Source organism: Maridesulfovibrio sp., assembly GCF_965230075.1.
Lineage (GTDB): Bacteria > Desulfobacterota > Desulfovibrionia > Desulfovibrionales > Desulfovibrionaceae > Maridesulfovibrio.
This window is the reverse complement of sequence record NZ_OZ245945.1, coordinates 3,549,095-3,563,356: the sequence shown is the minus strand read 5'-3', so window position 1 is coordinate 3,563,356 and position 14,262 is coordinate 3,549,095. Positions and strand designations below refer to the sequence as shown.

The window sequence follows — 14,262 nt, the reverse complement described above, 5'->3', positions numbered from 1 at the left end:
TAGTGTGCCCATGTTGGAAATTGAGTATATTCGATTTCAATTTCTTTACACAGGTGTTCATTTAGCATGCATAAGTGTCTACATGAATCCTTTTGTGTTTACGGCTGTGTGTCGTTTTCGTTTCAGATAAAAGGACCGGAGACGTTGTTGTGTGTCATAAAACCCGCATTACTAGCGGAGAAGGAGGTGTTGGAAGAGAAAATATATTTTAGAAATAGATGTTGCAACTGTTTAATATCAAACTATTTTTGCTAAACCGAAAGCTTAAAGTGAAAATTTCTTTTCGATTTTGAACATTATGGGGTTGATTTTTTGTTTGTTACAAAATAGTGTTAACTCATAGGAAATGGAAAAGCGTGAGAGATAATCGAGCGCGAGGTGGTATTCGTTTCCGAAAAGAAACGAATTTGTGTTTTAACTGCTTTAAGAGATGTGGGAGTGATTATGAGTCCTTTCTTAGGCGAATTAATTGGTACAATGATTCTTACCCTTTTCGGTTGCGGCGTAGTTGCCAACTGCCTGCTTGAAAAATCCAAAGGCCAGAATGGTGGCTGGATTGTCATCACCATGGGTTGGGGTATGGCAGTAACATTTGCAATCTACGTAGCCGGTAAATATTCCGGTGCACACATCAACCCTGCCGTAACCATCGGTCTTGCTGCTGGCGGATATTTCCCCTGGGCAAGTGTTCCCCTCTACATTGCCGGCCAGATGATCGGCGCATTCCTCGGTGCTGTAATCTGCTACTTCACCTACAAATGCCACTGGGAGCCCACTCAGGATGCTGGCCTGAAACTGGCTGTATTCTCCACTGGCCCCGCTATCCGCTGCACCGGTGAAAACTTTCTCTGCGAATTTATCGGTACCTTCTTCCTGGTCTTCATCATTCTTGGTATCGGTGCCAACGAATTCTCTCAGGGCCTCAACCCCCTGGTAGTCGGTTTCTTCATCTTGGCCATCGGTCTTTCCCTTGGTGGTCCCACCGGTTACGCTATCAACCCTGCTCGTGACCTCGGTCCTCGTATTGCTCACGCCATCCTGCCTATTCCCGGTAAAGGCGACAGCGACTGGGGATACTCCTGGATTCCTGTTGTAGCACCCATCTGCGGTGGTGTTGCAGGTGCTCTGGTTTACAAAGCTCTCGTTGGCTAAATCTCACGATTGATAGATAGAAATTAAATGATAATACGGGGTGAAGGGTTCCTTCACCCCTAATTACCAAAAGGGGAATTTAAAATGGAAAAGAAATACGTACTTTCAATTGACCAGGGTACCACCAGCTCTCGTGCAATCATCTTCGACAAAGCTGGTCAGATCCAGAAAGTTACCCAGAAAGAATTCACTCAGATTTTTCCCAATCCGGGCTGGGTTGAGCACGATGCTATGGAAATCTGGTCTTCTGTCCAGTCCGTAGTAGCTGAAGCTCTTGCTGACGTTCCTGCTGCCGAAATCGCAGCTATCGGTATCACCAACCAGCGTGAAACCACCGTTGTTTGGGACAAGAATACCGGTAAGCCCGTATACAACGCAATCGTATGGCAGTCCCGCCAGACCATGGACATCTGCAACGAACTTAAAGAAAAAGGTCTTGATCCCATTGTTCGTGAAAAAACCGGTCTGCTCATCGACGCATACTTCTCCGGTACCAAAGTAAAATGGATTCTCGACAACGTTGAAGGCGCTCGCGAAAAAGCAGAAGCAGGCGACCTCCTCTTCGGTACCATCGACACATGGCTGGTTTGGAAGCTCACCGGCGGCGCAGTTCACGTAACTGACTACACCAACGCTTCCCGTACCCTCATGTACAACATCCACGAGCTCAAGTGGGACGAAGAAATTCTCGAAGCTCTCACCGTTCCCGCTTCCATGCTTCCCGAAGTTAAGCCTTCTTCCGAAGTATACGGTAACACCCACAAAGATAAGTTTCAGGGCCTCGAAATTCCCATCTCCGGTATGGCCGGTGACCAGCAGGCAGCTCTGTTCGGTCAGGCTTGCTTCGAAGAAGGTATGGCTAAGAACACCTACGGTACCGGTTGCTTCATGCTCATGAACACCGGTGAAAAAGCAGTTCCTTCCAAGAACGGCCTGCTGACCACCATCGCATGGGGTGTTGACGGTAAAGTTGAATACGCTCTTGAAGGTTCCATCTTCGTAGCAGGTTCCGCTGTTCAGTGGCTGCGCGACGGTATGAGAATGTTCCGTGACGCTAAAGATTCCGAACTCTACGCAACCCGCGTACAGAGCTCCGAAGGCGTTTACATGGTTCCCGCTTTCGTTGGTCTCGGCGCTCCTTACTGGAACTCCGAAGTTCGCGGTGCAGTATTCGGCCTGACCCGTGGTACCACCAAAGAACACTTTGTACGTGCTACCCTCGAGTCCCTCTGCTACCAGACCAAAGACGTTCTCTCCGCAATGGAAGCTGACTCCGGCATTGAGCTGGCAAGACTCCGCGTAGACGGCGGCGCAGTTGCTAACGACCTGATGCTCCAGATTCAGTCCGACTTCCTCGGTGTTCCCGTTGAGCGTCCCCTGTGCATTGAAACCACCGCTCTCGGTGCTGCTTACCTCGCAGGTCTGGCAGTTGGTTTCTGGTCCGACAAGAACGACATCAAAAAGAACTTCGGCATCGACCGTGAGTTCGATCCCAAAATGGAAGAAGCAGAATCTGCAAAGCTGTACGAAGGCTGGCAGAAAGCTGTTGAAGCTACCATGGCTTTCAAATAGTAGAACATACGCAGCTTAACCGCTGTATCTCACTGTATATAAGAAAGGCCCCGTTCGCGGGGCCTTTCTGCTTTTCTAAAGAGCAGCTTTATGAGGAGTGGCTGGTTATTAAAGGGGAAGCTTGATGGTGAATTTGGTCCATTCACCGGGAGCTGAGTCAACTTCCATGATCCCGCTGTGCTGGTCGGAAATGATGAAATAAGATACCGAAAGGCCCAAACCAGTGCCTTTGCCGAGCTCTTTGGTGGTGAAAAATGGATCGAAGATTCTACTTATAGGCTCTATGTAGATACCCGGGCCGTTGTCTTCTATTTCGGCTATGACCATACCGTCCTCTGTTTTTACTCTACAGATAAATTTGGGGCGCTCCTGCTCGTAATCCTTTTCGATCATAGCTTCAGCACCATTTTTGAGCAGGTTCAGGAATACTTGCTGAATTTCATTGCCATCGCAATAAACCGCAGGAGTATCTTCATCGTACTGACGGACAATGGCTATTTTTCTGAAGTCATAATGCTTTTTCAAGTTATAGTCGTTGGCTACCAGATCAATGGTTTTATCCAGCAGTTCCGCTAATTGATAGCGCCTGTTTATCTTATCGCTTTTGCGGCTGAAGCTGAGCATGTTGGAGACAATTTTGGCTGCACGGTTTCCTGATTCCATAATCCCGTCTATCATCTTTGGAATTTGGCGTTTGTCTAAGTAACGGCGTAAATTATCAAGTGAGATGTTGCATTCAGCGGCTGCAACTTTATTCTTTTCCATGTCACTGAACAAACGCTTTTCAATATTTTGGGTATGCCCGAGAATTCCGGCCAGGGGATTGTTGATTTCATGGGCCATCCCTGCAGCCAGACCGCCTACAGACATCATTTTTTCAGATTGGATCATCATTTGTTCCAGATTCATCCGTTCTGTCACATCGTCAATACGAATTACCGCTCCTTCAACTCCATTTGCTACTAAAGGATAAATAGTGATGTCGTCGTAGCGAGTAGTTCCGACATCGGTTTTAGTCTGCATTGAGTCTGTTTCGATTTCTCTGTTTCTCATTGCTGCAAGAACTCTTTGCAGTTCGTTTTGCATCTCAGGCAGCGCTTGGTCTAAAGGGAGGCCTACAGCTTCATTGGAGCTGATACTGCTAATTTTTTCCGCTTCCATATTCCAATGGGTGATCTTTCCGTCCGGATCAACTCCTACAAGAATTGATGGCATGGAGTTAATGATATTAGCCAGATAGTTTTTGGTTTTGCCCAATTCTTCTTCGGCCTTGCTGCGAGCATGTTCATATTTGATCAGGGTATTGAAAACGATGACTATGGACAGGATTCCGGCGATCCAGATGGTGATGAATGAATTATTTGTCTCAGCAACGAAAGCCTGCATGGCTTGCCGGTATCCTGACATAGGTACTGTCACGCTGATCCCGCCTCTGATTTCGCCTTCCTTATACCCCTGCTGTGCATGACATTTGAGGCAGGTCTTTTCAGTGATCATGGGGCGCATGAAATGGAGAACCGGCTTACCGTTTTCCGTTGCCAGTGCATGAAAATCAACAGGGTTGGCTTTAAATGATTTTAAGACCTCGGCTTCCCATTCAGATGGGGCGTTGCCGGGGCGGATAGGGGTGAGGCTGGTTATATGTCCATGCAATCCTGCTTCCTTATCCATCATTCCGTAAACCATACGCATCATATAAGCAGGATTGATTATGGTCATTACTTTGCCGCCGGTCGTGGTAACGTCGCGCTGCGGCACATGGAGGTGTTTGTTTGGCTTGAGCTTGGATGAAACTTCGGCGTAAAGACCACCCAGTCCAGCCACCCAGCGGCGGTAGGTCAGGTCTTTTTCAAAAGCCACCTCTGCTTCTCTAAGGGCGGATTTGTATGTGTTATCTTTTTCAGCCTGAATTATTCTATTGTAGAAGAAAAATATGGACCCAGTCCAAACAAGAACCATGATCAGGCCTAAAAGAATCAATTTGTGATAGTATTTCAATCGTTTTTCCCATATCTAGGTGTTATAATTATGACCATCATAACAAATAGCGGGGAAGGCATCCAGAGTGATCTAAATAAACATTGATGTCTCTGGCGATTGAGATTTGCAGCAGAAATTAATTATTTCACATCAAGACGTTTTATCTGGTGAGTGGTGTTGAAGAACTCAAGGGGCTTGAGACCGTCATTCTCAACAACTCCTTCTGTTTTTGAATATACGTAAAGCTTGATCCGGGTCGAAAACTTGTTGGCAAGTTTTTCCTCTATTTTTTTAATTTCTTTGCTTTGAACAAGCCGTGCTCCGGTAACGTCTGCCATGATTTTCCAGCCGTTTTTCATTTGCTGGGCTTCAACATGGATAGGGAAAATATTTCGTATTTCATCTATTAGTTTTATGGTTTGTTGCTCAATCTCTTTAGCTTGCGGGGATTCTTTTCCTGAATAATGTACTCCAAACAGGTTTCTTCCGTTGCGGGTTATGTCATAGCTTTTGTAGTAACGGATGATCAGGGAAAGGTCGTTGACCCTGGTGTTCTTGCGCAACATATTTTCCAATTTTTCAACCGACTCCGGCATAGGGCGTTCGGGGCCGCTTATCTCAATGATCAACCCCGGACCGCTTTTGAGTTTTGCATAGTTGATGCCTGAAAGGGTGTACCACGGGTATTCAGACATTATACTTCGGAGCAACAGCTCTGCCTGCTCCATGATCATGGCGCTTTGTTCCAGTTTAATATGCTGCTTTTTCGCATGTGCATTGAGAAGGGCACTTGTTGATTGCGGTGAAGATGAAATACTCTGGGTGATGCTGGTGCGGACTATTATTTTAACCGGTTTATTCAAAGTCTTGGCAGCAGTTTCCTCCATTTTTTTTATGGCATTGGCTTTAAGTGAGGCCGGGCCATTCAGAGTTATGAAGCCGTTTACAGTTCCTTCGTTTAATTCGTGGCTTATTTTTTCTATTGTTGTGTTGGGAATTGAGGTAATTGCTTGGGTTGCCACAGTTCGTAAGCTGTTATCAACCTGACGGGAGAGGGCTACTTCCACGAGGGATTTAGTCAGGAAGGCCGCAACAATGATCAACCCTATTGTGCTTATGGAAAAATGCTTTATCAGTCGCGGCAGGGGTTCATCTTCTGAGTGGGGGATAAATCCGGTAATAATAAAGAGTCCGCTGGCGACTGAGAGAATAACCAGAAAGTTGGCAAAGAAGAGCAGGAATGCTCCCCATCCGTCAGAGTATTGATGTAGAGCGAGACAAAGACCGCTGGCACAAAGCGGCGGGACAAGAGAGGTTGCAATGGCGATTCCGGGCATGACCGGACTGACCCTCTCATCAATGAGGGCAACTGTTCCGGCAATTCCGGCAAAGGCGGCAACCCCAAGGTCAAGCAGGTTCGGTTTTGTTCTTGATATTACTTCATGAGTCAGTTCAAAGAAGATCGGAAGACTTCCGATAAGTATGCCTCCCAATATCCCGATGAGAATTCCGGCAGCTACCGAAAACACAGAAGCGCGGATGAGGCTCATCTCTCCACGAACCAACCCTAGTGAAAGTCCGAATATCGGGGTCATTAACGGTGAGACCAGCATAGCTCCGATAACTACGGCGGGACTGTCTGCTGTCAGACCGATAGAACCGATGATGACAGCCACACCCATGAGCAGGTAGTACATGCCGCTTGGGACTGAATTGCGGGTAATATCGGCGATAAGGAATTCACGGCGAACATCGCTGACAAAGAGCAACGGCGGTTTTGTTGCGTTTTTACGTTTGAATATCAGTCCCATGCGGTCTCCGGATGTCAATTTCAGTGGTTATATATAATATGAAAAATACGACTAAGCTGAGAACTGGTCAACAAGGTTTGAAATTAATTGGTTCCGGAAGGTAGTCCGGGACATCTTGGAGCTCGTTTTTGATTATATAGGAACATGTTTTTTTGTTTATCATTATTGGCGTTCACTGCCCTTTCAGGTTATACTCAGAGTGACTCTTTATGTCCTTAATGCAGGAGGAGTGAATGTTGAGAGCTAGTTTTCAATTTGGTAAAAATGGCGTCTTGTTGTGGTTATTGCTCATTTGTCTGCCGTTGAGCGCATGTTCTGATAATCCTATACGTCTGGGGTTTTCAGGAACCCTTAAAGGTAAATATTCCGATCTCGGTGTTCAGGGGCGTAACGGTGCTTTGCTGGCCGTTGAGGATATCAATGGAGCTGGCGGAATTGACGGACGCAAGATTGAATTTATTGTCCGTGATGACCAGAATACTCCTGAAGGGGCTGTTAAAGCAGACAGGGAACTTGTTGCCGAAGGTGCCTCCGTTATTATTGGGCATATGACCAGTTCACAATCTATGGCGGCTGTCCAAGGTATGAAGGACAGCGGAGTCGTTTATATTGCTCCCACTACCTCAACGCCTTTGTTGCAGGGGATTAAAGACAATTTTTTCAGGGTAATCCCAACTCTTACGGATTTATCCAAAGGGCTTGCTGAATACTCAGTGGATAAGCTTGGCAAGAAGAAACTGGCAGTTGTCTGGGACACTTCAAATCAGGCATTTTCCGAATCCTATAAAAAAGTATTTATTGAAAAATTTGAAGAAAAAGGCGGAAATCTTGTTGGCGAGATAAGTATTGGCAAGCAAAAAAAAACTGTAGATTGGCAAAAAATTGTCGATGAACTGAAGAGTATGAATCCTGACGCAGTGGTAATGGTCACTTCTGCGCGTGATCTGGCAGTATTTGCCCAGTTCTGTACCCTGAATAAGACGGATTGGACAATCATGAGCAGTATGTGGGGATATACCAAAGAATTGGTCCAGACTGGCGGCAAAAGTGTGGAAGGGATACTTTTTGTGGTCCATTTCGCTGAAGATGAGCCTGAAGGAGAATATGCGGAGTTCAGAGAAAGGTTTATTAAGCGTTTTGGCTGGCCTCCCAACTTTGCAGCTGTTTTCGGTTATCAGGCAGTGCAGGTTTTTGCGGAAGCTGTAAAAAGGAATGGCGGGAGCACAAAAGGGTTGGTCGCCGTAGTTCCGGGGATCAGTTTTGATGATAGTTTGATAGGGCCTTTTGAGATTAATGAGTTCGGGGATGTAAAGCGTAACGGACATATTGTGACGGTTAAAGATGGACATTTTGTCACAGTATCAAAGAGAGAGAAATGAGCAGGGATTCGGTTGTTGAAATTTTTCAGGGCAAGCTGGTCCAATGGATACTTGTGCCCGGGTTAATCATGACTGTCATTTTGGTTTCTATTGTGGGATTGAATCAGATTAACACCATGGAACGTGAGATCGTGCAGCTTTCAAGATCCCTGTCCCGCAATGTGGAATTTTATATTGATGGTGCGGAGGATGTGCTGCGCTCTGTGGCCATAATGAGCGGAGATGGTGATGTTCATAGCCTTCGTACTTATTTTAGCGGTTTGCATGACCGTTTCGGGCAGTTTGACCGTCTTATCCTGCTGGATAAAAATGAAAACATCATAGCCGTGGCTCCGCATGGCATTAAGGGGGTCGATTTCCCAATCCGGTTTAGCGGTTCGGAAAAATCAAAACGTATATTGACCTCACCTATGATTTCTGCTCATTCAGGCAAGCTGGTAGTTTATGTCAGTATACCGGTTCAGGGGGGAGGTAAACTTGTGGCCGAACTTGATCTCGGTGCCCTGCAGAAATTTATTTACGGCTTCCTGTCTTCCAACAGGATAATAATTCTTGCAGATTCGTATGGTAATCTAATTGTCCACCCTAACCGGGAGCTGGTTAAGATACAGGCTAATGTTGGAAATCTGGATATTTTTAAAAAGAGTCTGGCACCTGAGGAGGTGGAATTCTACAGGGCAGAAAACACTCTTTCATTTGGCCGTGTTGTGAATATAACCGGAACCGGCTGGAAGCTTCTGGTCGGGTGCACGGCCTATTACCTGTTTCAGCCTGTCATCGCTCTTGGCTTGTTGATCGGTCTGTTGGTAGTCTTTTTCTTTATGGTGCTTCTTTTTGCCTTGAAGAAGGAGTTCCGTGAAGATGTGGTGACTCCGCTGGTGGGCTATGTCAGGAAGTTATCTGCTGTTGCCAAGGGTGACTATCCCACATCAGCTTCACAAGAGAGCGGATTTGTTGAACTGGATGAATTGGGCAGGGTTTTTGATTCCATGGCTGAACAGGTTCGTGATCGAGAGCATGATCTTATTGTTTCGAAAAGCTATTTCCAGAGTGTTATTGATTCCATGCCCTCAGCCCTGATCTGGGTTAATGAGGATATGGATGTCTGCCAGTGTAACAATCGTGCTTTGGAGTTGTTCGATCTGGATACAACTGAAATTGAGCCTGAAAACGTTGAGGTCTTTTTTTCCGGCCGTGAAGATATTGTTGACGTGATTGCTGAAGCAAAGCAGTTCAATTCTCCCAAAACTATTGAACGGACCGCAATCAGTGAAGATTCATCAGAGATGTTTGATATTACGGCTTTCCCCTTACGTGGTTTTGAAGTCAAAGGGGTGGTGGTCAGGATTGATGATGTTACGTCCCGGGTGCGCATGGAAGAGATTATGGTCCAGACCGAGAAGATGATGTCCGTGGGAGGCCTTGCCGCAGGAATGGCCCATGAAATCAATAATCCTCTCGGCGGAATAATGCAGGGGGCACAGAATCTGGAACGTAAGTTTTCCCCTGAAATAAAAGCCAACATAACTGCCGCAGATGAGGCCGGGTGTTCGCTTGAGGCCATGCAGGCATATCTTGAGTCCCGGAAAATTCGTTCCATTATTGGGGGGATTAAGGATTCCGGAATGCGTGCAGCCAGAATTGTTTCCAACATGCTGGAATTCAGCAAGCCCGGGAAGGATGTAGTAACAACTGTTAATGTTCATGATTTGATTGAAGAATCTTTGGAGCTTTCAGCTAAGGATTATGATCTTAAGCGGAAATATGACTTTACGCATATCAATATCGTGCGTGAGTTTTCCCCGGATGTGTCGAGTATAATTTGTTCGCAGACCGAGATTGAACAGGTCTTTTTTAATCTTTTTAAAAATTCTGCACAGGCCATGAGTGAATATGGATTTTCCGGTACAAAGCCGCATATCTATGTGCGAACACGTAGTCGTGGAGATTCTGTTATTATTGAGATTGAGGATAATGGACCCGGAATAAAGCCCGAGGTTCGGAAAAGGATTTTTGAGCCGTTTTTTACCACCAAGCCTGCCGGTGTTGGAACCGGTTTGGGACTTTCGGTTTCGTATTTCATCATCACTCAGAATCATGGCGGAACATTTACGGTCAGTTCTGCTCCGGGAAGAGGCGCGCGGTTCACTATTACCCTTCCTGTGCAGAAGGATAGGTTTTGATCAATAGGCTTTACCGCTTGTATGCCTGTGAGCTTATTTAAACGGAATTCTGATAGTGAAGCGGGTCCAGTTTCCGGGACTGGAGTCCACGCTCATGCTGCCGTTGTGGTGGCTTGTTATTATGAAGTATGAAACTGAAAGACCTAGCCCGGTGCCTTTGCCCACTTCTTTGGTTGTGTAGAAAGGTTCAAAAATTCTGGAGCGGGTTTCATGTGTTATACCGGGACCGTTGTCTTCAATTTCAATAATGGCAGCTTCCCGGGTTTTACGTATCCGGCAGATGAAATGAGGAGAATCCTGTTCATACTCATAGTCCTTCTCCATCATCGCTTCCGCCCCATTTTTCAGGAGATTCATGAAGACCTGTTGTATCTCGGTTCCTTCACAATAAACCGGCGGAATTTGGGATTCATATTCGCGGATTATTTCTATCTGTCTGAAGTCATATAGCTTCTCCAGATTGTAGTCACTGGCGGAAAGATCAATGGCTTTCTCCAGAAGATTAGTAATATCATGCAGAGAGTACTCTTTTTCACTCTGCCGACTGAAACTGAGCATGTTGGAGACGATTTTGGCAGCCCGGCCACCCGCTGTTCGAATGCCTTCGAGCATCCTGGGGATATCACGGTCATTCATATAGTCCTGAATCTGCTGCAGTTTGATACCATGTTTTTCGGCTGTCCGGATATTGGCTTTTGTGTGACTGAAAAGTCTGTTGCTCATATTCTGGCTATGACCCAGAATGCCGGCAAGAGGGTTGTTTATTTCATGGGCCATGCCTGCAGCCAGACCGCCGATGGACATCATTTTTTCTGTCTGAACCATTAATTGTTCTGTTTTTTTTCGCTCCGTTATGTCCATATGGGTGCCGATCAGTCTGACCGGATTCCCTTGCTCGTCAAATTCAGGAACCCGCCCGCGCGATAATATCCATTTCCAGTCCCCGTCCTTAGTCAGCATTCTGAATTCCAGTGAAAACAGTGAGTCTTTATCACTTTCGGGAAATCCGTTTAAATAAGCGGTCACGATTTCGGAAGCCCGGTCCCTGTCGTCCGAATGCATTAAATGGAACCATGTCTTATATTCGTGAGGAAGTTCGTCCGAATCATAGCCAAGCATCTCAAAATAGCGGGGGCTATAGTAAACTTCATTGGTCTGCAAGTTCCAGTCCCAAAGTCCGTCACTCACAGCCCGTAAGGCCATGTCGTAGCGTTCTTCGCTTATTTTTAAGTCTCTCTGGATGCGGTTACGTTCATCCAGTTCTGTTCGCAGGGCTTCTGTGCGTTGAGCGATCTTCTTTTTCAGCGTCCGATTTATGGTCACAAACAGGATTATTACGATGACCAAGGTCATTAAACCGAGAAATGCATATCTCTCTGCTTCCACAGTGCTGATGCCCGGTTCATAATGAACAGAGAGCCATGTGTTATGTATTGCTGCTACATCCTTATGTGACATGGCTTGGATTGTTTTGGAGATAATGGAAGCCAGCTCCGGCCAGTCATTACGGATTCCCATAGACAGCGTGAGTGCATCGAATTTTGCAGGGGCTGCCACCTTCAGATTTGAAAGTCCATAGTGCTTGATAAAGTAGACAACTACCGGAAGAGCATTGATCGTAGCGTAGGCCTCTTTCGTTGCCACATCTTTGAGTGAATCAAGGGTGGGGGTTCTTGATTTTACTATCTTGAGTTTAAGATCCGGGTATTGCTTTTCAATTTGTTTTTGCAGGATGAAGCGGTCTTGAATTGAGACTGATTTGTTCCCTAGGTCGCTTAGTCCTCCCACGAATTCAGCGTCATCGCGGGTTATAATAACCCAAGGCAGGGTCTGGTAGGGAACACTGAAGGACATGAAAGCCTTGCGGTCCTCGGATTGCTGAATGGCCGGAACCATGTCGATTCCATCATGTGCGCGAATGGATTGTAATGCCTCAGGCCATGAGACTTCGTTCTGGGTTACGTATTTGAATTTGATCCCATGAATTGATGAGATTAGATCAAGGTAATCAATTGATATTCCGGAAATTTCGTTGTCAGTCATCATGAATGGCGGCCAGTCGCCAACCCTTACTGTGACTGTCCTATCCTGCTTGAGCCATGCAAGCTCTGCTTCATTAAGCGTAATTTTTTTCTTGATGGTTTCGGGATTGAACCCGTCTACCATGGATTGTGCTTCATTCGCTGCAAAGGAAAGAGGTATCGAACTGAGCAGCAGAAAGGCACAGAAAATAAATATGTAAGTATATGTTCTCGGGTATTGGTGCGCCATACTCGACAATTCTTGAATCTATTTGGTCTGGTTAATTGATAAGGTTGGATTTATTTTGTTTTTAAAGCATTAGCACATAGCGTTTCCAAAAGGAATTCTTAATGTATTATTAATTCAGATTGGGGAGAGGAGCGCATTGACACTAATTTACGGACGGACATATCATCAAAAGCATGATTGATAAGGCTTCAGCAATAGAAAATGTCATGCGCAAGCTCAAGAAAATTCAGGTCGGATGCGGGCTGGATTTACGGACCTACAAGCGTGACCGGTCCGTGGTCATTCTGCGCAAGGGCGAGGATTCATTTTTAGTTATCGAGGACGGATTCGATAATGAACGTTATACGGAAGATTTCAAGGGCTTGAAAAAGCTGCTTAAGAAACTTTTGAAGAAGGAATTTCCGCGCAGCAATAAGATTCGGGTTTATGATGTTGATGAGGGGTAGCTTAAGGCTGACTCTGTCCGATTATTGGGCCGATGAGGTGAATGAATTCTACCTTTCCCTGCCAGATCAATATCCTCCGTTTCTGGATCAGTTAAATAGTTTGCCGTCTACTTGGTGTAGGTGGTGAAATGATCAGAGAGAAAGTGAAAAAGGATTATATGTTGTCGTTGGGGTAAAGCGTCCGCACTGCATTCCAGAAAACGGTCTCTGCATCACCGGCAGGTGCGGTGTCGGTATTAATTACTACTGCAAAATAGTGATCTTTGTATTTGTATAAGCAAATTTTGTAGCCATCAATATCGCCGTTGTGTCCTGTGGCTCCTTTATTGTACATTATGCCGAGTCCATATCCAAAATTTTCACCATTCCAGGGAGTCCCGCCCGGAATTGCAACCAAGGTCATCATCTGATCTACTGACTCTTTGGTCAGTATTTGGTATTCGTGGATGGATTCAATCCAGCTCAGCATGTCCGATAACTTTGAAATCATATTTCCTGCGGAAAAAGCAACACTGGGGGAGTGGTCGGTGGTGTCCATCCATGAACCTCCCTGTTTTTCATAACCGTTTACATGGGGATTCAGTATTGTGTTGTCATCAGTCTCCGGGACGTATGTGTTCTGTAAATCTAAGTGGTCTAGAATTTTTTCTTGTATCAGGGTTTTAAAGTCTGCTTCTCCTGCTTTTTGGGCAATCAATCCTAGAATGACGTAGTTTGTATTTGAATAATGCCAGCCTGTACCGGGATAAAATTCGTTTGGCTTTACGCTGGTTCTTGCGTAATTAACTAGATTTTCGGGCTGAAAAGTTCCTTTCGGGGTGGCTGTGTATTGCGCAAAGTAGCTAGGTGTCTGCGTGTAATTAGTAAAACCGGAAGTCATATTCAGCAATTGCCTGATTGTTACTATGTTGCTGCGGGGGTAGTATCCGGCACCCATCCAATCTTCCACTTTATCGTCAAGGTTCAATTTGCCTTCTTCAGCAAGCTTCATGATAAGTGCAGCCGTAAAAGTTTTTGTAACGCTCCCTATACGTGTATACATATTTGTATTCATTACTATAGGTGTGCTGCTGGCATATGCTGGGCATACGAACAAGTTTAGAATTTTAAATAATATATTGTTGTCTTCGATGTAAGCAACATTGCCACTTAGATTTGCGTTTCCACTGGTGCCCATCCATATTGCACCTTGTACTTGCTTTACGCCGAGCATTCCACCCGGAAATCCAAGGGTAATTCTGGATTTATCAAGAGAAGACTGTAAGGCTTTGGCTTGTTCTTCAGGAAAGATCTGCCCATTTCCACATCCTGTATTCCCAAACATAAGAGGGCAGGATAAAAGTAGTAAAATAGATATTAACTTAAGCAATGTTTTGTTTTTATATTGCATTTAATGAAAGGACTTGATTTATTCAGCAAAGTCAAGTGAGGTGCAAAATCAAAAGCTTTACCATGTGCTTAAACAAAA

Annotated in this window: 9 protein-coding genes; 5 read left to right on the top strand and 4 right to left on the bottom strand. The window is 45.4% G+C overall.

Going from position 1 to position 14,262, the window contains the following annotated elements:
• The first annotated feature begins 444 nt into the window (after window positions 1–444).
• Both ACO05Z_RS16145 and glpK read left to right on the top strand, forming a co-directional pair.
• Window positions 445–1,152, top strand: a complete 708-nt coding sequence (locus ACO05Z_RS16145; RefSeq protein ID WP_421903213.1) for an MIP/aquaporin family protein — start codon at window positions 445–447, stop codon at window positions 1,150–1,152.
• Window positions 1,153–1,236: 84 nt separating this feature from the next.
• On the top strand, window positions 1,237–2,724 hold the full coding sequence (gene glpK / locus ACO05Z_RS16140; protein ID WP_421903212.1) for a glycerol kinase GlpK: 1,488 nt from the start codon (window positions 1,237–1,239) through the stop codon (window positions 2,722–2,724).
• Window positions 2,725–2,832: 108 nt separating this feature from the next.
• Here glpK and ACO05Z_RS16135 read toward each other — a convergent pair whose 3' ends face one another.
• Both ACO05Z_RS16135 and ACO05Z_RS16130 read right to left on the bottom strand, forming a co-directional pair.
• Entirely contained in the window at window positions 2,833–4,722 is a 1,890-nt protein-coding gene (locus ACO05Z_RS16135; RefSeq protein ID WP_421903211.1) for a c-type heme family protein, read from the bottom strand.
• Window positions 4,723–4,844: 122 nt separating this feature from the next.
• On the bottom strand, window positions 4,845–6,515 hold the full coding sequence (locus ACO05Z_RS16130) for a DUF389 domain-containing protein (RefSeq protein ID WP_421903209.1): 1,671 nt from the start codon (window positions 6,513–6,515) through the stop codon (window positions 4,845–4,847).
• A 233-nt stretch (window positions 6,516–6,748) separates the two neighbouring features.
• Between ACO05Z_RS16130 and ACO05Z_RS16125 the strand changes: the two genes are divergently transcribed.
• Both ACO05Z_RS16125 and ACO05Z_RS16120 read left to right on the top strand, forming a co-directional pair.
• Window positions 6,749–7,894: an ABC transporter substrate-binding protein gene (locus tag ACO05Z_RS16125; protein ID WP_421903208.1), complete on the top strand. Its 1,146-nt coding sequence runs from the start codon at window positions 6,749–6,751 to the stop codon at window positions 7,892–7,894.
• Window positions 7,891–10,077: a sensor histidine kinase gene (locus tag ACO05Z_RS16120; protein ID WP_421903207.1), complete on the top strand. Its 2,187-nt coding sequence runs from the start codon at window positions 7,891–7,893 to the stop codon at window positions 10,075–10,077. The genes ACO05Z_RS16125 and ACO05Z_RS16120 overlap by 4 nt, the downstream gene beginning before the upstream one ends.
• A gap of 33 nt (window positions 10,078–10,110) precedes the next feature.
• Here the strand turns inward: ACO05Z_RS16120 and ACO05Z_RS16115 are convergent, their stop codons facing one another.
• Window positions 10,111–12,348 (bottom strand): PAS domain-containing protein, encoded by a 2,238-nt coding sequence (locus tag ACO05Z_RS16115; protein WP_421903206.1) that lies wholly within the window; start codon window positions 12,346–12,348, stop codon window positions 10,111–10,113.
• A gap of 173 nt (window positions 12,349–12,521) precedes the next feature.
• Between ACO05Z_RS16115 and ACO05Z_RS16110 the strand changes: the two genes are divergently transcribed.
• Entirely contained in the window at window positions 12,522–12,794 is a 273-nt protein-coding gene (locus ACO05Z_RS16110) for a hypothetical protein (protein ID WP_421903205.1), read from the top strand.
• Window positions 12,795–12,948: 154 nt separating this feature from the next.
• Here the strand turns inward: ACO05Z_RS16110 and ACO05Z_RS16105 are convergent, their stop codons facing one another.
• Entirely contained in the window at window positions 12,949–14,184 is a 1,236-nt protein-coding gene (locus ACO05Z_RS16105) for a serine hydrolase domain-containing protein (protein WP_421903204.1), read from the bottom strand.
• Between the last annotated feature and the right edge of the window lie 78 nt (window positions 14,185–14,262).